We start from the raw sequence: 26,495 nt of genomic DNA, 5'->3' as shown, positions 1-26,495 counted from the left end.
CGGCGGTGGAACCGCTCTTCGGGGGTTCAGGGGTGGGGCGGCCGGAGCCGCCCGCCGAGGGGCGCGGGGTGTCAGGACCTGGCCGAGTCCATGGCGGCGGAGCGCGGGCGACGGCGGCGCAGGACACCGCGGCGCGGCTCCTGGTCGGGCAGCCAACCGAAGGTCAGACAGCTCCCGGCGGCCCCCAGCAGCAGGCCGACCAGGAAACCGCCCAGGTTGGACGTGAGCCAGGTCCCCAGGGAGAGCAGGATGCCGAGGACCGAGCAGAACAGCCGCTGGGCCGGGCTGAGGAGGATCAGCAGCCCGCACACCAGCATCACGGAGGGCAGCAGATATCCCGCGAGGCCCTGCATGCCGATGTGCATGACCACCTTGAGCGACGCCTTCTCCGTCAGGAGGATCTCCGCCCCGCCCAGCGCCAGAAGCAGCCCGCCCCAGAAGGGGCGGTCCGACCGCCATCGGCGGAACGCGGTCCTCGCGCGGCCGGCCATCAGCAACCCGTGTCGCTGAAGCCGAGCTTGAGCCCGGGCAGCTTGAAGACGCCTGCTGTGGTGGCGTAGTTGGTCTGCCGCAGCCGGGCGATGTGCACGGTGTCCGCCTGCTGGCCGAAGACGCCCTTGTTGCCCTGCACCCCGGCCTTGGTCAGGGTACTGGCGTCGTTGCCGATCTCGATGCCGTTGAATTCGGCGTCACCGGACAGGTCCGTGGAGTCGGTGGTCAGATCGCTGGCGATGACCTTGTCCTTGCCGCCACCCGCGGTGATCTTCAGGTTGGTGCCGCCCAGGTCGACGCTCTGGCACAGCTTGACGAGTGTCGCGTCCTTGATCGCGGAAGTGACGACCAGCACCTGCCCGCCGGTGTCACCGGCGTTCGGGCTGTCGTCCGCCATGTTGTCGAGGTTGCCGAACTGCTCGAATCCGGTACCGCTCAGGTCGTCGGCGGTGACCGTGAAGGGCATGCCGGAGATGGCGAACTGCACACCCAGCGCACCTTGGGCGGTCATGATCGCGAGAACGGCGGCGATCGCGGTGGCCGGCACTGCCATCACGGCGGCGCGGCGCAGGCGGACCCGCCCGCGTCGGGCGGGCGGCCCGTCGGCGGTGGAACCGCTCTTCGGGGGTTCAGGGGTGGGGCCGGGGGACGCCGTGGCATCCGAGGACGAGGCCATGTCTGCTCCTGGGCACAGTCGAATGTGATGAGGGCTTCGTTGGCACGTTGTCCTGGCGCGGACAGCGGCTGCCGCGACCGCCCCTCACGCCTCCCGGCAAGGGCAGGGGCTTGCTCCACGCGGCAGTTACCGCCGAGGAAGTTACCGGTGGTTACATTCAAGGGTCAAGAGAGTTGTGGGAAAAGGGTGTCGGTTGTGCGGTGCCTGTGCTCCGGGGCCCCCTCCGGCCCGCCCGACGGTGACCGCCGACCTGCGCCGTCCCGCCCGCCGAGCATCAACTTGCCCTCAGCGCCTTGACGTTGACGAGGCATCAGGTCTACAACGTCCACTGTTTCCCCAACGGATCCGTGGCGCCGGATCCGTCGCACCGCGCACGTCACTCTCCCGGTCCCCGCCCTTTCCGGGTGCGGTGCGATGCACGGATCCTTCACATCCGACCGCGATCCGGAATTCCCCGCGACACCGGCGAGTCCGTCGTGCTCCCGTCCGCGGACCCCCCGGTGGCCCGGATGCCGCTGCCGTGGTCACACGCCCTGAAGGCGTCATGGCAGGCGTCGGCACCCCGGCACACCCTCACCACCCCCCACTTCGGAGAAGAGGCACCCCCATGCGTACGCCCCGATCCCTGCTCGCCGTCACCGTCGTCGCCGCCGCTCTCGCCGTGGCCGCGGCGTCCCCCGCCTCGGCGGACGGCACCGTGCTGACCACCGGTGGAGTGGACGGAACCGCCGTCGCCGTCGGTGACACCCTCAACGCGTCGCTCGCGAGCGGCACCGCAGCCACGCTCTACTCCAGCGCCACGGGCACCAGCGGAGTCTCCTGCGCCTCGTCGACGTTCACCGCCGCAGTCACCGACAACCCGGCGGCGCCCGGCACCGCCACCGAGTCGCTCACCGGCCACACCTTCGACAGCAGCAGCTGCACCAGCAACGTCACCGGCGTCCTTGGCGTCACCGGCATCACCGTCGACAACCTGCCCTACACCACCACGGTTGCCTCCGACGGCGCGATCGACGTCGCTCCGGCGGCCGGCTCCACCATCCAGACCACCGTCAAGCTGCGCACCCTGCTCGGCACCATCACCTGCGTCTACCAGGCCCCGGGCCTGACCGGCGCGGCGAGCAACACCGACAACAGCATCACCTTCACCGGCCAGCGGTTCAGCAAGACCTCCGGCTCGTCGCTGTGCTTCGCCAACGGCTACTTCACGGCGAAGTACGCCCCGGTCACCGACAGCGCCGGGACGGACGGCCCCGCGGTCTTCGTCAACTGACGCCGACCGCACCCGACGGCCGTCTCCGATCCCGGCGGACCCGGGGGCGGTCGTCTCAGCCGCGCCTGCGCCGCAGCGCCAGGGCGGTGCCCCCGGCGACCACCAGGAACGCTCCGGCGCCGCCCGCCAGCACTGGCAGCGACGGGCCGCTGCCGGAAGCCGGTGCGGCGGCCGCCGCGGGGGTGCCGGGCACCGAGGTCACCGGCTCGGCAGGCGCCGGTGAGGTGCTCGGTGCGGGCCGGCTCGGCGACGGGGCGGGGGCGGGCGAGTGCGACGGCTTCTTCCTCCCGGCCGTGCCCGAAGCGGTGGAGGCACCCGGGGAGCCGGCCCGGGTGCCGGCACCGCCGGAGGACCTGGACGCCGGGAACACCACGTCCGAGCAGGAGTAGTAGGTGTCCGTCGTGCTCGAGTTCTGCCAGATCGTGAACAGCACATGGCGGCCCGAGCGGTCCGCGGGCAGCTTCGCCCCGATCCGGTACGCGCCGCCGGTCAGCGGTGGGTCGGTCACCTGGGCGAAAGGCCGCTGTGGGAGGTCGGACCAGGTCAGCGGCTTGGTCGGGTCGTAACCCGGCTTCGTCAGGAACAACTTGAAGGTGCCCGTGTGCGGGATCGTCGAGCTGTAGGCCATCGTCAGTGAGCTCCCGGGCGTGAGCCGGGTCGACGGCCAGTCCGGGCGCGCCAGGTCGAGTCCCTTGTAGGCGGGCAGTCCGCCACTGCACAGCCTGCCGTCGGGGATGAGCTGCCGGTCCCTGCCGTTCACGCCGGCCACCCGCAGGTTGTCCCAGGCGGTGAACGGGGCGCCGTTCGCCGCGATCGCCGCTCGGCACGCGGTGGTCGCGCGGGCGGCGCCCTCGGGCGAGCACGCGAAAACCCGGCTGACCGGATCGGTGGGGGCTCCATGGGCGAGTGCGGGCGTCGCCGGCAGCAGTGTGGCCGCCGCGGCGACGGCGGCCACGGCGACGGTGCGGTGTGCGGTCATCCGGTGTCTCCAGGCACATCAGGTGCGGCAGGTGCGTATCGAGGAGTACGGGGACGGGGTGACCGGTGTTCAGCGAGGTGCCCAGCACGACGCCCGGCGGCCGGCGGTGGCGCTCGCCGGCCGGCCGTTAGCGTAGGCCCATGGCAACGGAGAAGGCTCCCAAGGCGGTTGAGGTGATATGTCCGGGCTGCGGCTCGGCCGGGGCGCGAGCTGTCCCGGAGGTCTGCGACGACCAGGCCTGTATGCGTGCGGGCCTGGCGGACCGGCTGGCCCGCACTCCGGGCGTCTCCTCGCGGTTCGACGGATGTCTGCACTTCGTCGAGGGCATGGTGATGGTCGCCGTCGGCGTCGCCCTCGCGTACAGCGGGGTCGACAACGACAAGCCGCTGTACACGATCGGTGGTTCGCTGCTGGCCGTGCTCCTGTTCGTCGGCACCGTCGTCGTGGTGCGGGGGGAGGGCCGCGATCGGGCTCTCGTGGCGGCCGGGGAGCCCCGTGCCGACGCCTTGTGGCGATCGGCGTACAACTGCCCCGCGTGCGAGTCGGTGTTCTGCCCGGGCGGCGGTCCGTGGCAGGGTCTGCTGACGCCGGAGCAGTTCAAGAAGTTCGTGTGGACCGAGGCCGGCTACGGCAAGCAGCTCGAGGAGCGGTTCAAGGACGTGGACCTGCCTCCCGGGATCCTGACCGGCCCTGGAGGAGAGCGAGACCATGCCTGACGCCCCCGTGATCCTCGCCGACGAGCCCGGCTCCTTCCCGCACGGCGTGCTCTCCGCACGGCATCCCGCGCTCATCCGTGCGGTGCAGGACGCCTTCCCGTACGGTCCGGGCCGGCGGCGCGCGCTTGACGAACTCCTGACCGGTGCCACCGAGGGCCTCATCGAACCGCTCGGCACCGAGGACGACGAGCAGTGGGCCCGCTGGGGTTCGGGGGAGTATCTCGGACGGTCCTGGTTCGAGGTTCCCTTCCTCTGGTCCGAGAGCTACTTCTACCGCCGGCTCCTCCAGGCCGTCGGCTACTTCGGGCCAGGGAGCTGGCAGGGCATCGACCCGTTCCGCCCCTTCAAGCTCGCCGAGCTCGACGCGCCGGAGACGGACGAGGAGCTGGCGGCGCTGGACCGGCTCGGGGAGCAGCCCCTCGACGAGCAGGCGCAGGCGCTGCTCCACGGCTCGCTCTGGGGCAACCGCGCCGATCTGGGCTTCCGCCTCTCCGCGCCCGGTGCGCCGACGGCCGTCACCCGGCTCGTCGCGGACGACAGTGAGGTGTTCTGGTCCCTGCTGCCCGTCGACACGCTCTGCCTGGTCGCGGACAACGCCGGGCGTGAGTTGATCCCGGATCTGCTGCTCCTCGACCACCTGCTCCGCCACGGGCGGGCGCGGCGGGCGCTGCTGCACGTGAAGGTCCACCCCTACTACATCTCCGACGCCACTACGGCGGACGTCGTCGACGCGGTGCGTCGGCTGGCCGGTGCCAAGGGCGCGGCGGCCGGTGCCGGGGAACGCCTGTGGACGGCGATGGCCGAGGGCCGGCTGGAGGTGCGGACCCACCCCTTCTCCTGCGCCCCGCTGCCGTACGCGGACATGCCGGAGGACCTGCGCGCGGAGTTCGCCGCGGCCGACCTGACGATCTTCAAGGGCGATCTCAACTACCGCCGTCTGGTGGGCGACCGTCTGTATCAGCCGACGACACCGTTCGAGGATGTGACGGCCTGGTTCCCCGGGCCGGTCGCCGCGCTGCGCACCCTGAAGTCCGATGTCATCGTGGGGCTGGAGCCGGACACCGAGGCGGCCCTGGTCGCCGCCGAGGAGCAGCGATGGCGCACCAGTGGCGCACACGCGCTGATCCAGGTGCGGCCCTGAGGATCAAATGAGCCTCAGGGGAAGGGACTTGATGCCGTTGATGAAGTTCGAGACCAGCCGCGTGGGCGGTGCGGCGGGGCGGGGAGCGGTGGGCAGGACCCGTAGGGCCTCCTCGTAGAGGACGTTCAGCTGCAGCCGGGCGAAGTGCGCACCGAGGCAGACATGAGGTCCGTCCCCGAAGGAGACGTGAGGATTGGGCGTGCGGGACAGCTCCAGACTGTCCGGCGCGGCGAAGACGCGTTCGTCCCGATTGGCGGACGCGTGGAAGACGACCACTTTGTCACCCGCCCGGATGCGCCGGCCGGCCAGCTCGGTGTCCCGGGCGGCGGTCCGCCGGAAGCTGAGGACGGGCGGGTGCCAGCGCAGCAACTCGTCGACCGCCAAGGGAGGTCGGTGCGTCCCGGCGCGTAGTTCCCGGTACGCCACCGGATGCTCGGCCAGTGCGAGGAGACCGCCGGGCGCCGCGCCGCGCACGGTGTCGTTGCCCGCGACGGTCAGCAGGAAGAAGAACATCTCCAGCTCGGGTTCCGTGAGTTCGGGGTCGGTGGCGAGCGTGGTCATGATGTCGTCGGCAGGACGGTCCCGTTTGTACGCGGCGAGCTGCTGCGCGTAGCCGAACATGTCGCGCAGCGCGGCGGGGGACCGCGGGTTGACGGGCCGGCCGTCCGCGTCCAGCACGGACTCGCCCGCCTCGTCCGGGTCCTGGTAGCCGATCACTCGCTGCGTCCAGTGCAGGAGCAGGCCGCGGTCCGACTCGGGCACACCGAGCAGGTCGGCGAGGTTGAGCACGGCGTAGTCGTCGGTGACGGCGGCGACCACGTCACAGACGCCGTCGCCCTCGCGCGCGAGCGCGAGCGCGCCGGCGAGCAGGGAGCGGGCCCGGGTGCGGGCCCCTGCCGCGAAGCGGTCGACGCGGCGGGGGGTGAAAGCCCGGCTCACCTGCCGTCTCAGCCGGCCGTGGTCGGGCGGGTCCTGATTGAGCATCATGCGCCGGATGAACGGCAGGTCGCCGGGGTCGGGGTCGCGGATCTGGGTGGCGCCGAGGCTGGAGGAGAACGTCGCGGCGTCCTTGAGGACGTGCGTGACGTCCGCGTGCCGGGTCACCGCCCAGAACCCCGGCCCGGCCGGCCAGCCGAGCACTTCCGGCTCCTCCTGCCAGGCGACCGGGTGGTGGTCGCGCAGCGTGCGGTACTCCGCGTGGGGGACGCCGAGGGCGTACCTGCGGGGATCGAAGACGTCGGGTACGGGTGGGGCGCTCTCGCGGACGCTCACGCGCCGGAGCCTTCCGCGGCGGCCGGCTCCCGCTCGGCGGCCGCCGGGTGCCCGTCCGCGCGCAGGAAGTCCTCCACGGCCCGGATGAGGTCCAGCGGGGCCTCGTCCATCGCGTAGTGCCCGGCCGAGGGCAGTTCGAGGAGCGAGCCGTGCGGATACCAGCGCATCCAGGTCTCCCGCAGGAGCCCGGCCGTCAGCGCGGGGTCCAGGGCGCCCGCGACGGCCAGCGCGGGCACCGGAGAACCCGTGACCTCGGTGTGGAAGTCCTCTCCGGCCCAGGAGTCGAGCCAGGTCCGGAACGCCTTGGCGTCGCTGTGCGCCAGTGAGCGCGCCACCATCCGGTCCAGCCATGCCGCTGGCGCCCGGCCGCCGGTGGTGACGTCGATGATGATGCGCCGGTTCTGGGGCTTGTGCGCGGCGTCCGCGAACAGCTCCCACTGGTCGGCGGGCATCTGCATCCCGCCGGCGGGCACGGGCGAGATCCCGACGATCCGGCGCAGCCGCTCGGGGGCCCGCACCAGGAGCCGTTGGGCCACCGCGCCGCCCATGGAATGCCCGATCACCGAGAACCTGTCCCAGCCCAGCCGGTCCGCGAGGCAGACGAGGTCGGCGGCGGCCTCCGCGGTGCCGAAGGCGCCGGGTGCGTCCTTCGCGGCTCCGTATCCGCGCAGATCCACCAGGGCGTAGGTGAACGCGGCCCGGTCGAGATCGGGCAGCACCGCCGCGTACGCGGCGCGGTCGGTGAACCAGCCGTGCACGGCGAACACCTTGTGGGGGCCGTCGCCGTGCACTTCATGAGGCAGCACGAAGGAGGTCATGCGACCACGGTGGCCCGGGCCAGGTGGGTCGGCAAGGGGGCGTGCGGGGCTCCGGGGCTCTGCCGCGGACCTGCCTCGCAGGGCGAGAGGCCGGTTGAACGTGCCTGTTCCACCCCTGCGCCCCCGATTCACGCGTTGGTGTGAGCCTGTTCCGCCCCGCGGATGCCGTCGAGGGGCCACGGGTAGGGCCACCGCCATGACGCAGCCGTTCGAGCTCCCCCGCTTCTACATGCCGTACCCCGCACGGCTGAACCCGCATGTCGACGAGGCGCGGGCCCACTCCACCCAATGGGCCCGCGCGATGGGCATGCTGGAGGGATCCGGCATCTGGGAACAGTCCGACCTCGACGCACACGACTACGGGCTCCTGTGCGCGTACACGCACCCCGACTGCGACGGGCCGGCCCTCTCGCTGGTCACCGACTGGTACGTGTGGGTGTTCTTCTTCGACGACCACTTCCTGGAGGCCTTCAAACGCACCCAGGACCGTGAGGGCGGCAGGGCCCATCTGGACCGGCTGCCCCTGTTCATGCCTCCGGACCTGGCAACACCCGTGCCGGAGCCCGAGAATCCGGTGGAGGCCGGGCTCGCCGACCTGTGGGCGCGCACGGTGCCCGCCATGTCCCTGGACTGGCGCAGGCGCTTCGCGGTCGCCACGGAGCATCTGCTCAACGAGTCGCTGTGGGAACTGTCCAACATCAACGAAGGCCGGATCGCCAACCCCGTCGAGTACATCGAGATGCGCCGCAAGGTGGGCGGCGCCCCCTGGTCCGCGGGCCTCGTGGAGTTCGCGACCGCCGAGGTGCCCGCATCCGTGGCCGCGTCACGGCCGCTGCGGGTGCTCATGGAGACGTTCTCCGACGGGGTGCACCTGCGCAACGACCTCTTCTCGTACCAGCGTGAGGTCGAGGAGGAGGGTGAACTGAGCAACGGGGTCCTCGTCCTGGAGACCTTCTTCGGCTGCACCACGCAGCAGGCCGCGGACACCGTCAACGACATCCTCACCTCGCGGCTTCACCAGTTCGAGCACACCGCGCTCACCGAAGTGCCCGCCCTCGCCGTGGAGAAGGGCCTCGCACCCGACGAAGTGGCCGCCGTCGCGGCCTACACACGGGGCCTTCAGGACTGGCAGTCCGGGGGCCACGAATGGCACTTGAGGTCAAGCCGCTACATGAACAAGGGGGCCCGCACCACTAGGCGGTCCCTCGGGCTCTCCGGTATCGGCACGTCCGCCGCCGACGTGAGCGGTCTGCTCGCCGCCGAGGCCGGTGCCGCGGGGGGACCCGACGCACCCCTCGCAAAGCGACTGCGCGCCTACACCCATGTCCCCTTCCAGCAGGTGGGACCGTCGCTGATCCCCGACTTCCACATGCCCTACGACGTGGAGCTCAGCCCGCATCTGGACGGTGCCCGCGGCCGCCTGACTCCGTGGATGCACCGGATGGGCATGCTCCAGGAGGGGGTCTGGGACGAGGACAAGCTGGCGGCGTACGACCTGCCGCTGTGCGCGGCGGGCCTGGACCCGGACGCCACCCCCGAGGCGCTGGACCTCAGCTCCGGGTGGCTCGCCTGGGGCACGTACGGTGACGACTACTACCCGCTGGTCTTCGGCCACCGCCGTGATCTCGCGGCGGCCCGGCTGTGCACCGAGCGGCTGTCCTCGTGCATGCCCGTCGACGACGAGGAACCTCCCCTTCCGGCCAACGGCATGGAGCGCGGTCTGATCGACCTGTGGACCCGCACCACCGCGCAGATGACCCCGGAGCAGCGGCGCACCCTGCGGGCCGCCGTCGACACCATGACCGAGAGCTGGCTGTGGGAGCTGTCGAACCAGCTCCAGAACCGCATCCCGGACCCGGTCGACTATCTGGAGATGCGCCGCGCCACCTTCGGCGCCGACCTCACCAAGAACCTCTGCCGCCTGGGCCACGACCCCGACGTCCCGCCGGAGGTGTACCGCAGCGGCACGGTCCGGTCCCTGGAGAACGCGGCCATCGACTACGCGATGCTGATCAACGACGTCTTCTCGTACCAGAAGGAGATCCAGTACGAGGGCGAACTCCACAACGCCCTGCTGGTCGTGCAGAACTTCTTCGGCTGCGACTACCCGACGGCGCTGCGCATCGTCAACGACCTGATGACCCAGCGCATGCAGCAGTTCCAGCATGTCGCCGACCACGAACTGCCCGTGCTGTGCGGCGACTTCGAGCTGTCCGAACAGGCACGCGCGACCCTTCGGGGCTATGTGCTGGAGCTGCAGAACTACATGTCCGGCATCCTGCACTGGCACCGGGGCTGCCACCGCTACGGTGCGGACGACCTCGCCCGCCGTGTGCACGGTTTCGTGCCGGACCTGGCGTCCTCGGTCGGCTTCCGGGGGGTGCCGGTGACACGCTGACCGTATCCCGGGCCGCCTCGGCGGCGTGCTCCACCGCGGCTCGCGCCCGCACGACCGGGTGCGGGCGCGAGCGGGCGGCCGGGAAGAAGGGGTGGCCGGGGCATTCCGTGACGCGCAGCAGCCGTCCTCGTCGTGGCCGTCGAACCACGGCCCGTGCGCGCGCAGTGTGCCGAGGTGCCGGCGGCCGTCGGCGTACCCGGTGCGGTCGCCGTGCCGCTGCCGCCCCGCGCGTGGTCCACCGTACGGAACCGGCGTACGCCGGGACCCCATGTGGAGCGGCGGCCCCGGCGGAGCGGCTGCCGGCGCAGGTGCGGAGCGCCGCGGCGTGACCGGCGGGCAGGACCCGGCCACGGCACCCACCGGACGCCATGGCCGCAATCGGCTCGCATCCGTCGCGGCGGAGGGGCAGGATGCTGCCCGTAGCCCCTGGGAGGATCCGGACCTGCGGAGGTATGGATGACCGGCACGCCCGCGCCGCCCGACACGGCCGGCCCCACGCCCTTCACCGCGGAGGACTACGCGGCGCGGATGCGGCGCGCCGCCGAGGCCGCCGACGCGGCGGGACTCGCCGGGCTCCTGATCGCGCCCGGACCCGATCTGGTGTGGCTCACCGGATACCGTCCGGTGGAGACCGAACGCCTCACCCTGCTGGTGCTGCGGGCCGGGCACGACCCCGTCCTCGTCGTCCCCACCCTGGAGGCGCCCGACGCGGCGGAGGCGGCCGGCGCGCCCGCACTGACACTGCGCGACTGGACCGACGGCAAGGACCCCTATGACGCGGCCGCCGGCCTGCTCGGGGCCCGGGGGCGGTACGGCATCAGCGACAACGCCTGGGCCCTGCATCTGCTCGGCCTGCGCGAGCGGCTCCCGGACGTCGACCATGTCGCCCTCACCCGCGCCCTTCCGATGCTGCGGGCCGTCAAGGACGCGGCGGAGCTGGACCGGCTCGCGGCCGCGGGCACGGCGGCGGACGCGGCGTACGAGGAGATCCTGAAGGTCGCCTTCGGCGGCCGCAGGGAACGGGAGGTCGCCGAGGACCTCGCCGGTCTGCTGCGGCGGTTCGGGCACGCGCAGGTGGACTTCACCATCGTGGCCTCGGGACCCAACGGCGCCAATCCGCATCACGAGGCCGGCGAGCGCGTCATCCAGCGAGGCGACATGGTCGTCCTGGACTTCGGCGGTCTCAAGCACGGCTACGGCTCCGACACCTCCCGCACCGTCCACGTCGGTGAACCGAACGACGAGGAGCGCGAGGTGCACGACCTCGTGCGCGCGGCGCAGGAGGCCGGGTTCCGGGCGGTCGGGCCGGGCGCGGCGTGTCAGGACGTGGACCGTGCGGCCCGCGCCGTCATCGACGACGCCGGGTACGGCGCGTACTTCATCCACCGCACGGGGCACGGCATCGGTGTCACCACCCATGAGCCGCCCTACATGATCGAGGGCGAGGAACAGCCTCTCGTCCCCGGGATGTGCTTCTCCGTGGAGCCCGGCGTTTATCTGCCCGGTCGCTTCGGCGTCCGTATCGAGGACATCGTGGCGGTCACCCAGGACGGCGGGCGGCGCCTGAACGAGACGTCCCGCGAGATGGCGATAGTCGACTGAGACGGCGCAGGCCGGCCGCGGCAGGACCGCGCGGCGGCGCCCGGCCGACCCGGCACCCAGGAGCCCCCCAGCACGCATCCGAGACGACAACGGCGCGATCATGACCCAGGCACCGACACCGACGGCGGAGACCGTACGCCGGCTGGCCCGTTCCCTGCTCCCCGAGGGCGAGCAGGCGGCTGTGACTCCCGTCGAGGAGGGCGGGACCACATGGTGGGTCGGCACGCGCCATGTGCTGCGGTTGGCCCCCGACCGCGAGGCCTCCCTGCGCCAGCTTCGGGAACTGCGGCTGCGCTCCCTCGTACGCGCGCACGTGGCGCTCGCGGTGCCGACGAGCGTGGCCCGCGGAGAGTGGGCCGACGGACTCTCCTACACCCTAGACACGCGCCTTCCCGGTGCCACCGGCGAGGAGCCGGGCGTCTCGGCGGTGGGCGAGGCGGATCTCGCGGCGCTGCTCACCGCACTGCGTGAGGTACCGGTCCGTCAGGCCGAGACGCTCGGTGTCCCGCGTGTCGCGCCACGGTCGCTGGAGACGCTGCGCGCGGCCGCCGTGAGCGCCGCGGGACGGCTCGCGGAGGCGGACGAGTTCGACCCCGCCCGGCTGGCCCAGCTCGCCGCGCCCGCCGCCCGCCAACTGGGCGTGCAGTCCGGCGCGGCGGTGCTGGTGCACCACAACCTGGGGCGGGCGCACCTCGTGGTGAGTGGCGACGGGCGGGTGCGGGGCGTCCTCGGCTGGACCGACGCGATCGTCGGCGACCCGGCCGAGGACATCGCCTCCCTCTCCGCCGCCGTGGGAGCCCCCGCCGCGGTCCGCGCCGCGACCCTCGCCGGCTACGGTGCCCGTCCCTGTCTGCGCGGCCTGTGGCTCGCCCGCTGCGACACGCTCGTACGCCTCGCCGACGCGCTCGACGGCCGCGACGACACCCCGCTGCCGGTCCTGCGCGGCAGGGTCCTGCGCGCGTGGGAATCGATCATGCTGGAGCGGGTGACGGAACTGCCCGGCGAGGAGGCACCGTAGCGGCGGGCCCGGGTGCGATGACGCCCGGGCCCGACGGCACCGGTATCACTCCTGCGTCAGAACCACGCACGACTCGCCCGGCAGGCTCAGCACACCGTCCTCGTCGGGCGGCGGCACGGGCTCCCACGCGGCCAGTACGCGCGTGGACGTGATGCCGAGCGGGACACGGGCCGGCTCCTTGCCGAAGTTGACCGCCACCCGGACGTCGCCGCGGCGGTAGGCGAGCCAGCGGGCGTCCTCGTCGTGGGCGACCTTGACGTCATCGAGATCGGGGTCGGCGAGATCGGGCTGGTCGCGGCGCAGGGCGATCAGCTCGCGGTACCAGGCCAGCACCCGTGCGTGGGGCTCGCGTTGCGGCTCGGACCAGTCGAGGCAGGAGCGGTCGCGGGTCGCCGGGTCCTGCGGGTCGGGCACGTCCTCCTCCGCCCAGCCGTGCGCGGCGAACTCAAGGCGCCTGCCCCGGCGTACGGCGTCGGCGAGTTCGGGATCGGTGTGATCGGTGAAGAACTGCCAGGGTGTGCCCGCGGCCCACTCCTCGCCCATGAACAGCATCGGAGTGAACGGGGCGGTGAGCACGAGCGTCGCCGCGCACGCCAGGAGGCCGGGGGAGAGGGATGCCGACAGCCGGTCGCCCAGCGCTCGGTTGCCCACCTGGTCGTGGGTCTGGGCATAACCGAGCAGGCGGTGTGCCGAGACCCGGGTGCGGTCCAGCGGGCGGCCGTGCCGCCGGCCGCGGAACGTCGAGTAGGTCCCATCGTGGAAGAAGCCGCCCGCCAGCGTCTTGGCCAGGGCCGTCAGGGGGGCGCGCGCGAAGTCCTCGTAGTAGCCCTGCGATTCGCCGGTCAGCGCGGTGTGCAGCGCGTGGTGGAAGTCGTCGTTCCACTGGGCGTGCAGCCCGAGGCCGTGCTCGGCGCGCGGGGTGATGACCCGCGGGTCGCCGAGGTCCGACTCGGCGATCAGGAAGAGCGGCCTGCCCACGTCGGCGGCCAGAGCGTCCACTGCCGACGACAGTTCCTCCAGGAAGTGGATCGCGCGCGTGTCGCACAGCGCGTGCACGGCGTCGAGCCGCAGTCCGTCGATCCGGTAGTCCCGCAGCCACGCCAGCGCGCTGCCGATGAGATACGCGCGCACCTCGTCCGAGCCCGGCGCGTCCAGGTTCACGGCGGCGCCCCAGGGGGTGTGGTGCGTCTCGGTGAAGTACGGTCCGAACGCGGGCAGGTGGTTGCCGGAGGGGCCGAGGTGGTTGTGGACCACGTCCAGCACGACGCCGAGCCCGAGCGCGTGGGCCCGGTCGACGAACCGTTTCAGCGCCTCCGGACCTCCGTAGGGCTCGTGCACCGCCCAGAGCGACACGCCCTCGTACCCCCAGCCGTGTCGCCCCGGGAACGGGCACAGCGGCATCAACTCGACGTGCGTGACGCCCAGTTCGGCGAGGTGTCCGAGCCGCTCGGCCGCCGCGTCCAGTGTGCCCTCACGGGTGTACGTGCCGACGTGCAGCTCGTACAGCACCGCGTCCGTCAGCCCGCGGCCGGCCCACTGCGTCCGCCATGCGTGACGGTCGTGGTCGACCACGGCGCTCGGCCCGTCCGGCCCGTCCGGCTGGCGTCCGGAGCGTGGGTCGGGCAGCACGGGTCCGTCGTCCACGGCGAATCCGTACCGGGTGCCGTCGTCGGCCTCCGCCTCGCCGGTCCACCACCCGGCCCGCAGCGGATCGCGCACCAGTGCGCTCGTGACGCCCCCGCAGTGCAGCGTCACCCGACCGGCCTGTGGTGCCCACACCTCGAACTGCACGGACGGTTCCCCCTCGTCTGCTCATCGTGACGTAGCCCGTCCATGGTGCGCCAATCGAGATCAATTCGCCTGCGGATCCACCCTTTCGGCACATGGGACACCCCTGGTGTTGACGCGGTCGTATTTGCTTTTTCTGGACACCCCGGCCCGACTGCCCGACAATCACGTGCGTGACGTCGTCCTTCGAGTTCCACACGTACCCCGCGCGGCTCTCGGACGCCGACCGCGACCGGGCGCTGAAGGTGCTCCGCGACGGCGTCGCGCTGGGACGTCTGTCCCACGACACGTTCATCCGGCGCATGGAGCTGGCTCTGGTGGCCCGTCAGCCGCACGAGCTGGCCGCGCTCATCGCCGACCTGCCGGCCGAGAAGCGCTGGTCGCGGCTGGTGTTCGGGACCGTCGAGGCGATCTCCGGGTTCGGTGTGCGGCTCCGGCGCGCCTGGCAGGCGGAACGGCTGCCCAAGCTGCTGCTGCCGAGCCCGGGAGCCCCCTACCCGCTGCGGATCGGGCGGGACCCGGCGAACGGTCTGCGGCTCAGCCACGAGACGGTCTCCCGGGTGCACGCCGAACTCAGGCACCAGGGAGGGATGTGGGTGCTGCGCGACCTCGGCTCCACCAACGGCACCACGGTCAACGGCCGCCGGGTGATCGGTGCCGCGGTGGTGCGCGACGGTGACCAGGTCGGTTTCGGGACGATGGCCTTCCGGCTGTCGACGGAGTAGCCGGCCCGTCCCCGTGCCGGGACCACGGTCCCAGGTGCGGACGGTCGCCACGCCCGGCGGGGGACGCTCTGTTTCCCCGTACCGCGCCGGAGCGGGCCCCGTGTGCGGCCCGCAGCGCCGGAGCGCGGTCCGCAGGGCGACCGCCGTGCCTGCCTCCGGGGCGTCCGCCGCTGCCGCCGATGGTGTTGACGTACCTCCCGAGCCGTGACTGACTGTGCGTACACCATGTACAACAGGTGAACCGACGGCACCACATAGTGGAGGTGTGCCCTGCCGCCCCTCCTCCGCTACCCGACCGTGGACGAGCTGGGCGCCCGTGCGGCCGCGCTCGTCGCCCGCCGTCCGCGCGACGCCCGGCTGCGCCGCGTGGGCACGTCCCGGGGCGGCACACCCCTGTGGCTGCTCTCCGTGGGGCACGGCAGCCGCCACGCCCTCGTCGTGGCCGGCCCGCACGCCAACGAACCCGTCGGCGGCGCCACCGTCCTGCGCCTGGCCGAACGGGCGCTGGCCGATCCCCGGCTCGGCGCGGGGTCCGACACGACCTGGAACCTGCTGCTGTGCCTCGACCCCGACGGCGCCCGGCGCAACGAGGGCTGGCTGTCCGGCCCCTACACCCTGGGACGGTACTTCCGGCACTTCTTCCGCCCCGGGTTCCTCGAGCAGCCCGAGTGGCTGCCCGACGGCGCGGAGCGTGCCGCCCTGCCCGAGACCCGCGCCCTGCTCGACCTCCAGGACGAGCTGCGGCCGTTCTTCCAGTGCTCCCTGCACGGGGTCGACGTCGGCGGTGGCTTCGTCGAACTGACCCACGATCTGCCCGGCATGGCGCAGCGGCTCGCCCAGACCGCGGCCCGGCTCGGCATCCCCCGCGAACTCGGCCCGTACGACACCCTGTACTGGCCGGTCCTCGGGCCCGCCGTCTACCGCATCCCGCCGCCCCGCCGCGGCGACCTCGCCGCCGCGATCACGGAGGCGGCCGTGGAGTCGACCTGGTTCCATCCGCACCGCTACGGCACCGTCACGGCGGTCGTGGAGGCGCCCATGTGGGGGGTGGCGGCCGTGGAGGACGGCTCACCGGCCGCCGACGCGCCCGCCGTGCTGCGGACCGTCAGCCGGACACTGAGGGACGACACACGTCTCATGGAAGGCTTCCTGGCGGGCGTCCGCCCCCATCTGACGCATGTTCCGGACGCCGACCGGCTGCTGGCACCGGTGGACGACTATTTACTGGTCGGCCCCGGCCTCGCCGACTCCTGGGATCCCGACACCCACCCCGCAGGGGGGCGCCGGCTGCCGCCGCTCGACTCCGCCCGACTGACCGCCCTCGGCATCTCCGGCCGCCGGGTCGCGCTGCGCACCGCCGGGCTGCTGCACCAGCTCGCCAGGGCCGCGGGGCGCGAGGCGGCCGACGTGCTGCCGGAGCTGGACGCGCTGATCGACATGTGGTGCGCCGACTACAGTGAGGGGTACGGCGCGCGCTGGATCCCGGTCGCCCGCCAGGCCGAGTACCAGGCGCGCGTGGTGCTGGCCGCGTTCGAACTGGCCGCCGCGTACACGCCCGTGCGTTCCCATTCGGGTGAGTCGGGCTGGGGTTCGGGGGCCGCGGTGCCGATGCATACGGAATGAAGAAGACGACCTTGGCCCTGAGCGGCACCCTGATCGCCGCTGCCGCCCTGCTCACCGCGACCCCGGCCCCGGCTCTTCCCCTGCCGTCCCCTGCCGCCAACTGGCTCTACCTGACCGTCACCGACGGAGACGTGGGGTCCCGGGACATCCGCGGCACGCTCCTGACGTGCGATCCGCCCAAGGGTCATGCGAGGGCCGCCATGGCGTGCTCGCAACTCGCCGCGGTGCAGGGCGACGTCGACCGCATCCCGCCCGGCGACGTCTTCTGCCCGATGATCTACGCCCCGGTGAAGGTGTCCGCGCGCGGGGAGTGGAACGGTCGTCAGATCGACTACAGCCACACCTTCGCCAACACCTGCGACCTCGAGGCGCGCACCGGGCAGGTGTTCGCGCTCGTGGACCGGGACTCGTCGGTTCCGGGTCTGCCGCGCTGAACCCCCGGCCCGCGCACAGGTGCCGCCTGCCCGCGCCCGGGGCGGGCGGCCGCGCTCGCAGGAGGCCTTGAAACCGGAGATCCGGGCGGGCGAAGGTGTGTGCCGCTCTCTCCCTCACTGCCCGCCGACGTGCTCGAGCAGCGCCACCGGCAGCCGGCCGAAGAGGTCCGCCACCTGTACCTGTCCCTCGAACTTCCGCTCCCGGTCGAGCACATCGACCCATGGGCCCGGTGGCAGCGTGAGCGTGGTGTCGCGCCAGCCGCCCGCCTCCGCCAGCCGCAGCGACAGCCGGGTGACCGCCGTGAGGACCGCTCCGGAGCGCACGAAGGCCACGCAGTGCCCGGCGCCGGGTCCGCCGGCCACGAGCGGCGTGTAGGCCGCCGACGCGCCGAAGACCTCCGGACGCCGCCGGCGCAGCCCCAGTGCGGCCCTCGTGAGTTCCCCCTTGTCCGAGGACCCCTCCTGCGGCGTGAACGGTGCCCGGTTGTCCGGGTCGACCAGGGCCCGGTACTCGCCCTCCGTGCCCTGGTAGACGTCCGGCACGCCCGGCATCGTCAGATGGACCAGGGCGGCCCCGAGGACATTGGCCCGGATGTGCGGGGCCGTCGCGTCCCGGAAGTGCTGGACGAGCCGTCCTGTGGCGCCGCGCGCCCCACCCGCGACGAAGGCCTCCACCGCCGCCTCGTACTCGGGGTCCTGTTCGGTCCAGGTGGTGTGCAGTCCGGCCTCCCGCACGTGCTTGAGCAGCGCTCCCGTGAGGCGGTCCTCGGCCGCCTGCCCCAGACCGAAGTACGTCTGCCAGGCGGCCCAGACCAGGTGCGGGTCAGGCGCGCCGCCGCTCGCGCCGGTCACCTCGGCCAGCACGTCCGCCCAGCGCCCCGGGCACTGGGTGAGCACCGAGATCGCCGCCCGCACGTCCGCGCTGCGCTTGGTGTCGTGGGTCGACAGCACCGTGCCGGTGACGGGCCAGTCGCGCTGCACACGCGCACAGTAGGCGTGGAAGTCCTCCGGCGGGACCGCCGGGTCACCGGGTTCGCCACCCACCTCGTTCGCCGACAGCAGCGGGACGTACCGGTAGAACGCCTTGTCCTCGGCGGACTTGGCCCGCAGCGCCGACGAGGTCTGCGCGAACCGGGTCCGGAACTCGGTGTGCAGCGGCCCGTCGCCCCAGCGCCCCAGCAGCAGATCCCGTACGACGTCCACGGCATGTGCCTCCTCCGGCACCGTGAAGGCGGCGCGGGCCTCGGCCGCGGCCTCCTCGGTGACCACCGCGGCGGCGCCGACGGAGGCGTAGGGGCGGTACACGTGCAGGCGCACGAGGAGTTCGCGCAGTGCGGTGCCCAGTGCCCAGGAGGCGTGGTCGCGCAGCGCGGGGTCGGGCGACTCGGCGCACAGACGGCCCGCCACGCGCGTGAGACGGTCCACCTCGGTGGCCAGTTCGTGCGTGACCACCTCGTACGCGGCCCGCCGCAGGGTCGGTGCCCAGCGGCCGCCCCGGTCGTCCGGCGGTCCCGCCGCGCGCCGGTAGTGGCCGAGCAGTTCGTCGGCGCCCGAGGGATCCGTGAACAGCCCGTCCACGTGCCGCAGCGCGTCGTATCCCGTGGTGCCCGCGACCGACCAGGCGGCGGGCAGGTGCTCGTCGGCCGCGAGGATCTTCTCGACCACGGTCCAGCGGCCGCCGGTGGCCTTGTGCAGGCGGCTCAGATAGGCGTCCGGGTCGGCAAGACCGTCCGGATGGTCCACGCGCAGGCCGTCGATCACCCCTTCGCCCAGCAGCCGCAGCAGCGTGCCGTGGGTCGCGGCGAAGACCTCCGGGTCCTCCACCCGCACCCCGATGAGCTCGGAAATGCTGAAGAACCGCCGGTAGTTCAGCTCGGTACGGGCGAGCCGCCACCACACGGGGCGGTACCACTGGGCGTCGAGCAGCTGCGGCAGCGGCAGCGATCCGGTGCCTTCGCGCAGCGGGAAGACATGGTCGTGGTAGCGCAGGACGTCGCCGTCCACCTTGAGATGCCCGAGTTCCTCGCCGAGCCGGTGTGCCAGCACGGGCAGCAGCAGCTGCCCGCCCTGCGCGCTCCAGTCGATGTCGAACCAGCGCGCGTACGGCGACTCGGGGCCCTCCCGCAGCACCTCCCACAGGGCGCGGTTGTGCTGCGGTGCCGCGGCCATGTGGTTGGGGACGATGTCCACGACCAGGCCGAGTCCGTGCTCCCGCGCGGTGCCCGCCAGGGAGCGCAGCCCCGCCTCGCCGCCCAGTTCGCCCCGTACCCGTGCGTGATCGACGACGTCGTAACCGTGCGCCGAGCCGGGGACGGCCTCGAGCACGGGCGACAGATGCAGGTGCGAGACGCCGAGTGCGGCCAGGTACGGCACGGCCGCCTCCGCCGCGCCGAACGGGAACTCCGGCTGGAGCTGGAGCCGGTAGGTGGCCGTGGGCACCGCGGGGGCGGAACGCTCAGGTGTCATGGGAACCTACGTACCCGCCCTGCCGCCTTTCCTGTCACAGACGCGCCGTCCGGCTGTGTTCCGCCTGTCCGGGGCCCGTTTGTGAAGTGCCGGGCCCGGTCGAGAGCGCCGGCCACCCGCAGACCGGATGCCTCGCCACGCCGGGGCCTGCTCCGAACGCGGGGGTCATGGCCGTTCGTTGAGGAGCTCGGCCGACGTGCTCGCCTCGTGGCGGGCGATTGGGTCCGTCGTACCGCGCCGTCGTGCAGCCCGAGGCGGTCGATCCCGCATTCGACCGCGTGGCGCTCGTGACGGCCGTCTTGCCGGACCTCGGCGGCCGGCGGCCTCGTCCACGCGGGTGGACGAGGCCGCCGATGCCCTAGGCGGGCCGTTGGAGCACCGTCAGGCTCCGGTCCATCAGCGTCAGCCGTCCGCCGGCCTCGAGCTTCGCACCGGTGCCCGCCGTCACCCCTTGCGGGACCGAGGTGTCGACGACCACCTGCCACTGGCGCCCGTGGTCGACCGGAACCACGAATTCCAGCGGTTTGGGCGAGGCGTTGAACATCAGCAGGAACGAGTCGTCGGCGATCCGCTCCCCGCGCGGGCCGGGCTCGGAGATGGCGTTGCCGTTGAGGAACACGGTCAGCGCGCCCGCCTGCGACGACGTCCAGTCCCGCGGTGTCATCTCCTCGCCCTGCGGGGTGAACCAGGCGATGTCGGACAGCTCGTCGTGCGTGCCCTGCACCGGACGTCCGTGGAAGAAGCGGCGCCTGCGGAAGACCGGGTGGTCGCGGCGCAGCCACACCATCGCACGCGTGAACTCCAGCAGATCGCTGTCCTCCTCCGGCCACTGCACCCAGGACAGCTCGTTGTCCTGGCAGTAGGCGTTGTTGTTGCCCCGCTGGCTCCGGGCGAACTCGTCGCCGTGGCTGAGCATCGGCACACCCTGGGAGAGCATGAGCGTGGCGATGAAGTTCCGCATCTGCCGTGCCCTCAGGTCCAGCACCGCCCGGTCGTCGGTCTCCCCCTCGGCCCCGCTGTTCCAGGACCGGTTGTAGCTCTCCCCGTCCCGGTTGTCCTCGCCGTTGTCCTCGTTGTGCTTGTCGTTGTACGAGACGAGGTCGTGCAGCGTGAAGCCGTCGTGGCAGGTCACGAAGTTGATGGAGGCGAGCGGGCGGCGGCCGTCGTCCTGGTAGAGGTCCGAGGAGCCGGTCAGCCGGGACGCGAACTCGGCGAGCGTGCGCGGCTCGCCCCGCCACAGGTCCCGGACGGTGTCGCGGTACTTTCCGTTCCACTCGGTCCACAGCGGCGGGAAGTTGCCCACCTGGTAGCCGCCCTCGCCGACGTCCCACGGCTCGGCGATCAGCTTCACCTGGGAGACCACCGGGTCCTGCTGCACCAGGTCGAAGAACGACGACAGCCGGTCCACCTCGTGGAACTGGCGCGCCAGTGTCGCCGCCAGGTCGAAGCGGAAACCGTCCACGTGCATGTCGGTGACCCAGTAGCGCAGCGAGTCCATGATCAGCTGAAGTACGTGGGGCGAACGCATCAGCAGTGAGTTCCCGGTACCCGTGGTGTCCATGTAGTAACGCGGGTCGTCGGTCAGCCGGTAGTACGAGGAGTTGTCCAGGCCCCTGAAAGAGAGCGTCGGGCCGAGGTGGTTGCCCTCGGCCGTGTGGTTGTAGACGACGTCCAGGATGACCTCGATGCCCGCCTCGTGCAGCGCCCGGACGGCCGACTTGAACTCCAGCACCTGCTGGCCCCGGTCGCCCCAGGAGGCGTACGTGTTGTGCGGGGCGAAGAAGCCGATCGTGTTGTAGCCCCAGTAGTTGTTCAGGCCCATGTCCACCAGGCGGTGGTCGTTGACGAACTGGTGTACGGGCATCAGTTCCAGTGCGGTGACACCCAGTTCCGTCAGATGCTCGAGGATCGCCGGGTGGGCGAGCGCCGCATAGGTGCCGCGCAGTTCGTCGGGCAGCGCGGGGTGGGACATCGTCAGGCCCTTCACATGGGCCTCGTAGATCACCGTGCGGTGGTACTCGGTGCGCGGCGGACGGTCGTCGCCCCAGTCGAAGTAGGGGTTGATCACGACGGACGTCATGGTGTGCGGCGCGGAGTCCAGGTCGTTGCGCTTGTCCGGCGACCCGAAGGGGTAGCCGTAGACCTCCTCGCCCCACTTCACCGCACCGCTGATGGCGCGTGCGTACGGGTCGAGCAGCAGCTTCGCCGAGTTGCAGCGCAGCCCGCGGTCGGGTGCGTACGGGCCGTGCACCCGGAACCCGTACCGCTGCCCGGGCATCACACCCGGCAGATACGCGTGCCGTACGAACGCGTCGGTCTCCCGCAGTTCCACCGCCGTCTCCGAGCCGTCGTCGTGCAGCAGACACAGCTCGATCCGGTCGGCGGCCTCCGAATAGACCGCGAAGTTGGTTCCGGCGCCGTCATACGTGGCGCCGAGTGGATACGCCTCTCCAGGCCAGACCTGCATGGATACGACTCTCCCAGTTGTCCTGGCCCCAGCGGGGCGCCATGTCGCCGAGTCTCCACGAAAGTGGTGGAACCTCCTATGACTTCCGTCCCTCTTAACGGCCGACCAGTGCATACCCGGTATGCGCACCCACTTGCGCTTCCGAGGCGTGCCGAACCGGTAAGGCTTGATCCGCTCCCGGGGAATCAGGGGGAGTAGGGGGAAATGTGCGCAGGACAGTGCGCAGGCATCTGGGCAAGGTGGTGGCGGGTGCGGCCGTCGCGGTGGCAGCGACCGCCGTGATGGTGGGCATCACGCTGCCGGGCTCGGTGTCGGCGGAGGAATCGGGCGGCAAGGACGGCGGACGGTCCGCCCGGGCGGTCGAAGGGCCGGGCGGCACGCCGGCGCCCGGCGTCGTCCGGCAGGCGCCCGCGGAAGGGAGCAGGGGCGCCGGGAGCGACCCGCTGACCGACGACGAGGTCGAACGGGCCGAGCGTATCGCGCTCGGCCGGCCGCAGGCCCTCGCCGGTGAGAACGTGGCGGGTGGGAAGGGACCACAGCGGCTCGGCGTCGGCCTCGCCGAACCGGACGCCGACCATCTGGACGACCAGGACCCGCCCCGGCGCGCCGACGTGGTGTTCTACGACTACGGGGACGACGCCCTCGTCACGAGGACGGTCGATCTGGACACCGGCAAGGTCGAGGGGACCGGGACCCAGCACGGCGTGCAGCCGCCCCTCGGCCGTGAGGAGAACGCCGAGGCGGCCGAACTGCTGATCGCGGACCCGCTCGGCGCGGGCCTGAGGGCCGATTTCAAGGACGCCACGGGCAAGGACCTCACCTCACCCGGCCAGCTGATGCTCACCGGCATCGTCTACCGGGCGACGCCGGGCGCCCAGCCCGGGGTCCTCGGCAAGTGCGGCGAGCACCGCTGTGTTCGGCTCCTCCCGAAGATCCCGAACGGCGCGTGGATCGACGGCCGTTCCTACGTGGTCGACCTGAGCGCCCGCAAGGTCGGCAAGCTCGGCTGAGCCGTACGCCGTCGCCCGCCCGGGAAAACATCTCCCCTCTTCTGCGGCGCGGCGTCCCGACCTTTCGCTTGTCCTTTCCCATCTGTGCAAGAGGAGTCACTTCGTCATGCGCGCGAACAGAATCAGTCATGCCCGCAGGCAGGCCCTGACCGGCCTCGTGGCGGCCGGACTCGCCCTCGGCGGCACCGCGGCCGCACCGGCCTACGCGGAGCACACGGCCGCGGCCCCGGCCGCCGCCGAGTGCAGCGCCGCGTACCGGATCGAGCAGAAGCTCTCCACCGGCACCACCTGGCGGATGTGCTGGCGCTACGACGGCAACGCCGGCCTCGTCCTTGAACACGTGTCCTACCAGCCCCCGGGTGAGAGCCGCCCGATCAAGGTTCTCAACAGTGCACGGCTGGCCCAGATCGACGTCCCCTACGACGACGGCTCGGTCGAGTACAGCGATCTGACGGGCGCCGGTTTCGCGCAGGGCCTGTCCGCCATGGCGCCGGGCGAGTGCCCCGGCGGCACCATCAGGACCGTCAAGGTGCCGAACGCCTGGGATCCGCAGCACCCGAACGTCGACGGCCTGTGCACCACGACCCGTTCGCGCGGCCACGCCTACCGCATGCAGAGCGACACGGGAAACAAGGTCTACCAGGCCCAGGGCAAGGATCTGCTGGTCTACACCGTCAACAAGGTCGGCTGGTACGAGTACATCACCGAGTGGCGCTTCCAGGACGACGGCACGGTGAACATGAACGTGGGCGCCACGGGCAGCCTCTCGCCCTTCGACTACGACGCGGGCGACGGCCGCGGCTGGCCGATCGGCAAGGGCGCCAGGGCGTACGCCACGAGCCACAGTCACAACGTCTTCTGGCGGCTCGACTTCGGTCTCGACGGCTCGTCGAAGGACAAGGTGGAGCAGTACGACTCCGTGGTCAGTCCGCCGGCGAGGGGTGCCCAGGCCCCGAGCAACAGGACCACCCGCACGAAGATCACCAAGGAACTGGCGGGCGACGCGAAGAACATGCGCTGGTGGCGGGTCGTCAGCGCCACGGGCAGGAACAAGGACGGCCACGCGCGCTCGTACGAGATCGTCCCGGGGCCCAGCACCAAGTATCCGGGCCACGGCTTCACCAGGCACGACATCTACTTCACCGAGTACAAGGCGTGCGAACGGTTCGCCAGCGACAATCTCGGCAACTGCGGTACCGGTGCCGGTAAATCCGTCGACCGCTGGGTCAACGGGCAGACGCTCACTCACCCCGTGGTGTGGGTGAACATCGGCTTCCACCACATAGCGCGCGACGAGGACCAGCAGCCCATGCCCGTCCACTGGCAGGGCTTCTCCATTGCTCCGCGCGACGTCACAGCTATGAACCCGCTCACGCCGGCCGTGCTGGCGGACCAGAACGGGCGTGTGGAAAACGGTAGTTGAGAAACGACCCTGTGCATCCGGCTGCACCGCGCAGCGCTCCCGGAGTACTCTTCCTTGATCGTTGGCTGGGGCCTGGCCCCTGGGGAGGCTCGGGGGAGCGGAAGGCGGTGCGCGGGTGGGCTCGGGAGGGCTGGAGCTTCCCCCTGGTGACGACGGTCACGAGGGGAACTCCACGGATGTCCCGCCCGGGGCGGTGTCCCTGGCACGGCCGATGGAAATGGGATCCATCGGGCCGGAACTGGACTGGAACGCCGACGCATGGCGCGAGGTACGCACCCGCGCCCAGCGTGCGGGGCGGGCCTACATCTGGCTGAACCTGGTCGAACAGCGGCTGCGCGCGGTCGTGGCCGCTGTTCTCCGCCCCATCTACGAACCCGTCCACGGGGACGACTGGGTGGTCGCCGCGGCTGGGCCGGCCGGCCAGGAGTGGGTGCAGCGGGCCGTCGCGGTGCGCGAGGTCAGCCGCCGCAAGGGCTATCTGCTGGACCCCGCCGACGACAACGTGCTCAGCTTCCTGACGCTTCCCCAACTGCGTGAGCTGATGGTGCAGCACTGGCCGTGCTTCGAGCCCTACATAGACGAGCGCCGGGACGTCGAACTCGCGCTGGACGAGCTGGAAGTGACCCGGAACGTGGTCTCCCGCAACCGGGCCCTGTCGGAGGCGGTGCTCGCCCAGGCCGAGCGTGCCTCCGCGCGGCTGCTCGAGATCCTCGGGGCGGGCGGCGACGTGCCCTCCGCGCGGCGCCTGCCCGTCGACGCGGTCGAGGACCTGGTGGGCGACCGGTACGCGGACCTGGTCGCCGTCCACCCGGACCGGGTGCGGCTGATGCGCCAGTTCCCCGCCGAGGACATCTTCGGCGGCGCCCGCCGTCTGGACGCCATCGGCATCGGCCTCAATCTGCTGGTGCAGAACTTCTCCGGCCGCCGGCTGGTGCGCCTCGCCGAGTCGGGCTGCCGTGTGCGGCTGCTCTTCCTCAACCCCGCGTCCAGCGCCGTCAAGCGGCGTGAGCGGGAGCTGGGCATCAGAAAGGGTGAGCTCAGCCGCGCCGTCGAGATGAACATCCTGCACATGCGCCGGGTGCGCTCGAAGCTGCACGACCCGGACGCCTTCGAGATCCAGGTCTTCGACGAGACCCCCCGCTTCACGGCGTACCTGGTGGACGGGGACGGCGCGGACGGGATCGCGGTCGTGCAGTCCTATCTGCGGCGCACCCGCGGCATGGAGGCTCCCGTGCTCGTGCTGCGCAACGGCAACCGGGTCGTCAGGTCGGACCAGGCGGAGGAGGGCGGCCTGTTCCCGACCTACCGCGAGGAGTTCGAGCTGGCTTGGGCGGATTCGCGCCCCGTGTCGTGAACGGTCCCGTGCGGAAGGCGGTCCTCGGATTGTCAGTGGCGCGTGGGAGGGTGGAGACCACTGGGGGAAAGCACCACCGAGAAGGGGGGCCGCCATGGCCTGGCACCGAGAGCTGCTGATCGGCTTCGACCTGGAGACCACCGGCACCGACCCGTACGAGGCGCGTATCGTCACGGGCGCGGTGATCGAGGTCCGGGACGGGCAGCCGCTGGGACGCCGGGACTGGCTGGCGGACCCAGGCGTGGAGATCCCGGCGGACGCGGTAGCGGTGCACGGGATCAGCACGGAGCGTGCGGCCGCCGAGGGCCGACCGGCGGACCAGGTCGCCGACGCCATCGCGGACGTCCTGGTGACCTATTGGAAGACGGGCGTTCCGGTCGTCGCCTACAACGCGGCCTTCGACCTGACCCTGCTCTCCGCCGAGTTGCGGCGGCACGGGCTCCCCTCCCTGCGCGACCGTCTGGGCGGCGCGGAACCGGGACCCGTGATCGACCCCTACACCATCGACCGGTGGGCCGACCGCTATCGCCGCGGCAAGCGCAACCTCGAAGCGGTCTGCACGGAGTACGGCGTCGCGCTGGACGCGGCGCACAATGCCGCGGCGGACGCCCTGGCCGCCGCCCGGCTCGCGGGGGCGATAGCCGGCCGCCACCCCAAGGTCGCGGCATTCGGACCGGCGGAGCTGCACCGCCGGCAGATCGAGTGGTACGCGGCCTGGGCGGCGGACTTCCAGGACTTTCTGCGCGGCAAGGGCGACACGGAGGCGGTGGTGGACGGCACCTGGCCGCTGCGGGAGGCGGCAGGTCAGCGGGCCTGACCG

Annotated in this window: 21 protein-coding genes; 13 read left to right on the top strand and 8 right to left on the bottom strand. The window is 72.0% G+C overall.

Translation table 11 applies throughout. The annotated features are described in order from the left end of the window. Window positions 1–71 precede the first annotated feature (71 nt). Both ADL25_RS22870 and ADL25_RS22865 read right to left on the bottom strand, forming a co-directional pair. Window positions 72–491, bottom strand: coding sequence for a DUF6114 domain-containing protein (locus tag ADL25_RS22870; RefSeq protein ID WP_059129622.1), 420 nt, complete (start codon window positions 489–491; stop codon window positions 72–74). Continuing rightward, entirely contained in the window at window positions 491–1,168 is a 678-nt protein-coding gene (locus ADL25_RS22865) for a DUF6230 family protein (RefSeq protein WP_059129621.1), read from the bottom strand. The genes ADL25_RS22870 and ADL25_RS22865 overlap by 1 nt, the downstream gene beginning before the upstream one ends. Window positions 1,169–1,775: 607 nt before the next feature. On the opposite strand from ADL25_RS22865, the gene ADL25_RS22860 reads away from it, so the two are divergent. Beyond that, window positions 1,776–2,441: a hypothetical protein gene (locus tag ADL25_RS22860; protein WP_059129620.1), complete on the top strand. Its 666-nt coding sequence runs from the start codon at window positions 1,776–1,778 to the stop codon at window positions 2,439–2,441. Window positions 2,442–2,496: 55 nt separating this feature from the next. Here the strand turns inward: ADL25_RS22860 and ADL25_RS22855 are convergent, their stop codons facing one another. Further along, window positions 2,497–3,420, bottom strand: a complete 924-nt coding sequence (locus ADL25_RS22855) for a lytic polysaccharide monooxygenase (RefSeq protein ID WP_059129619.1) — start codon at window positions 3,418–3,420, stop codon at window positions 2,497–2,499. A gap of 140 nt (window positions 3,421–3,560) precedes the next feature. Here ADL25_RS22855 and ADL25_RS22850 point away from each other — a divergent pair, with 140 nt between their 5' ends. Together ADL25_RS22850 and ADL25_RS22845 are read left to right on the top strand one after the other, a co-directional pair. Next, complete coding sequence (locus ADL25_RS22850; RefSeq protein WP_059129618.1) at window positions 3,561–4,136, top strand: hypothetical protein; 576 nt, start codon at window positions 3,561–3,563, stop codon at window positions 4,134–4,136. Then, window positions 4,129–5,277 carry a damage-control phosphatase ARMT1 family protein gene (locus ADL25_RS22845; protein WP_059129617.1) on the top strand — a complete coding sequence of 383 codons (1,149 nt, stop codon included), beginning with the start codon at window positions 4,129–4,131 and terminating at the stop codon, window positions 5,275–5,277. Before ADL25_RS22850 ends, ADL25_RS22845 begins: the two co-directional genes overlap by 8 nt. 3 nt (window positions 5,278–5,280) lie before the next feature. Here the strand turns inward: ADL25_RS22845 and ADL25_RS22840 are convergent, their stop codons facing one another. Then, window positions 5,281–6,549, bottom strand: coding sequence for a cytochrome P450 (locus ADL25_RS22840; RefSeq protein ID WP_059129616.1), 1,269 nt, complete (start codon window positions 6,547–6,549; stop codon window positions 5,281–5,283). Next, window positions 6,546–7,367, bottom strand: coding sequence for an alpha/beta fold hydrolase (locus ADL25_RS22835; protein ID WP_059129615.1), 822 nt, complete (start codon window positions 7,365–7,367; stop codon window positions 6,546–6,548). Before ADL25_RS22835 ends, ADL25_RS22840 begins: the two co-directional genes overlap by 4 nt. Before the next feature lie 196 nt (window positions 7,368–7,563). Between ADL25_RS22835 and cyc2 the strand changes: the two genes are divergently transcribed. The 3 genes from cyc2 to ADL25_RS22820 all read left to right on the top strand — a co-directional run bounded on the left by cyc2 (window position 7,564) and on the right by ADL25_RS22820 (window position 12,385). Next, window positions 7,564–9,765, top strand: a complete 2,202-nt coding sequence (gene cyc2 / locus ADL25_RS22830) for a germacradienol/geosmin synthase Cyc2 (RefSeq protein ID WP_059129614.1) — start codon at window positions 7,564–7,566, stop codon at window positions 9,763–9,765. Window positions 9,766–10,221: 456 nt separating this feature from the next. Beyond that, window positions 10,222–11,367, top strand: coding sequence for an aminopeptidase P family protein (locus ADL25_RS22825; RefSeq protein ID WP_059129613.1), 1,146 nt, complete (start codon window positions 10,222–10,224; stop codon window positions 11,365–11,367). 100 nt (window positions 11,368–11,467) lie between these two features. Then, on the top strand, window positions 11,468–12,385 hold the full coding sequence (locus tag ADL25_RS22820; protein WP_059129612.1) for an aminoglycoside phosphotransferase family protein: 918 nt from the start codon (window positions 11,468–11,470) through the stop codon (window positions 12,383–12,385). A gap of 45 nt (window positions 12,386–12,430) precedes the next feature. Here the strand turns inward: ADL25_RS22820 and treZ are convergent, their stop codons facing one another. Then, window positions 12,431–14,176, bottom strand: coding sequence for a malto-oligosyltrehalose trehalohydrolase (gene treZ, locus ADL25_RS22815; RefSeq protein WP_059129611.1), 1,746 nt, complete (start codon window positions 14,174–14,176; stop codon window positions 12,431–12,433). Window positions 14,177–14,346: 170 nt separating this feature from the next. Here treZ and ADL25_RS22810 point away from each other — a divergent pair, with 170 nt between their 5' ends. From ADL25_RS22810 to ADL25_RS22800, 3 genes are all read left to right on the top strand, one after another. Then, on the top strand, window positions 14,347–14,898 hold the full coding sequence (locus ADL25_RS22810; RefSeq protein WP_059129610.1) for a DUF1707 and FHA domain-containing protein: 552 nt from the start codon (window positions 14,347–14,349) through the stop codon (window positions 14,896–14,898). 297 nt (window positions 14,899–15,195) lie between these two features. Continuing rightward, a complete protein-coding gene (locus tag ADL25_RS22805; protein WP_079050523.1) occupies window positions 15,196–16,521 on the top strand; it encodes a M14 family zinc carboxypeptidase in 1,326 nt (441 codons plus the stop codon). Then, on the top strand, window positions 16,518–16,955 hold the full coding sequence (locus tag ADL25_RS22800; RefSeq protein WP_059129608.1) for an SSI family serine proteinase inhibitor: 438 nt from the start codon (window positions 16,518–16,520) through the stop codon (window positions 16,953–16,955). The genes ADL25_RS22805 and ADL25_RS22800 overlap by 4 nt, the downstream gene beginning before the upstream one ends. A gap of 114 nt (window positions 16,956–17,069) precedes the next feature. Here the strand turns inward: ADL25_RS22800 and treY are convergent, their stop codons facing one another. Both treY and glgX read right to left on the bottom strand, forming a co-directional pair. After that, window positions 17,070–19,421 (bottom strand): malto-oligosyltrehalose synthase, encoded by a 2,352-nt coding sequence (gene treY / locus ADL25_RS22795; RefSeq protein WP_059129607.1) that lies wholly within the window; start codon window positions 19,419–19,421, stop codon window positions 17,070–17,072. Between the two features lie 358 nt (window positions 19,422–19,779). Continuing rightward, the gene (glgX, locus tag ADL25_RS22790) at window positions 19,780–21,888 is read right to left on the bottom strand and encodes a glycogen debranching protein GlgX (RefSeq protein ID WP_059129606.1); all 2,109 of its coding nucleotides are present in this window, start codon (window positions 21,886–21,888) and stop codon (window positions 19,780–19,782) included. Between the two features lie 206 nt (window positions 21,889–22,094). Between glgX and ADL25_RS22785 the strand changes: the two genes are divergently transcribed. From ADL25_RS22785 to ADL25_RS22770, 4 genes are all read left to right on the top strand, one after another. Then, complete coding sequence (locus ADL25_RS22785; protein ID WP_059129605.1) at window positions 22,095–22,898, top strand: hypothetical protein; 804 nt, start codon at window positions 22,095–22,097, stop codon at window positions 22,896–22,898. Window positions 22,899–23,004: 106 nt separating this feature from the next. Beyond that, window positions 23,005–24,321: a copper amine oxidase gene (locus tag ADL25_RS22780; RefSeq protein WP_059129604.1), complete on the top strand. Its 1,317-nt coding sequence runs from the start codon at window positions 23,005–23,007 to the stop codon at window positions 24,319–24,321. A gap of 115 nt (window positions 24,322–24,436) precedes the next feature. Beyond that, complete coding sequence (locus ADL25_RS22775; protein WP_059129603.1) at window positions 24,437–25,675, top strand: SAV2148 family HEPN domain-containing protein; 1,239 nt, start codon at window positions 24,437–24,439, stop codon at window positions 25,673–25,675. Window positions 25,676–25,769: 94 nt separating this feature from the next. Further along, the gene (locus ADL25_RS22770; protein ID WP_059129602.1) at window positions 25,770–26,492 is read left to right on the top strand and encodes a 3'-5' exonuclease; all 723 of its coding nucleotides are present in this window, start codon (window positions 25,770–25,772) and stop codon (window positions 26,490–26,492) included. Window positions 26,493–26,495: the final 3 nt, after the last annotated feature.

This window comes from Streptomyces sp. NRRL F-5122 (genome assembly GCF_001507435.1).
Lineage (GTDB): Bacteria > Actinomycetota > Actinomycetes > Streptomycetales > Streptomycetaceae > Streptomyces > Streptomyces lannensis.
This window is presented reverse-complemented; position numbering and strand designations above follow the sequence as displayed.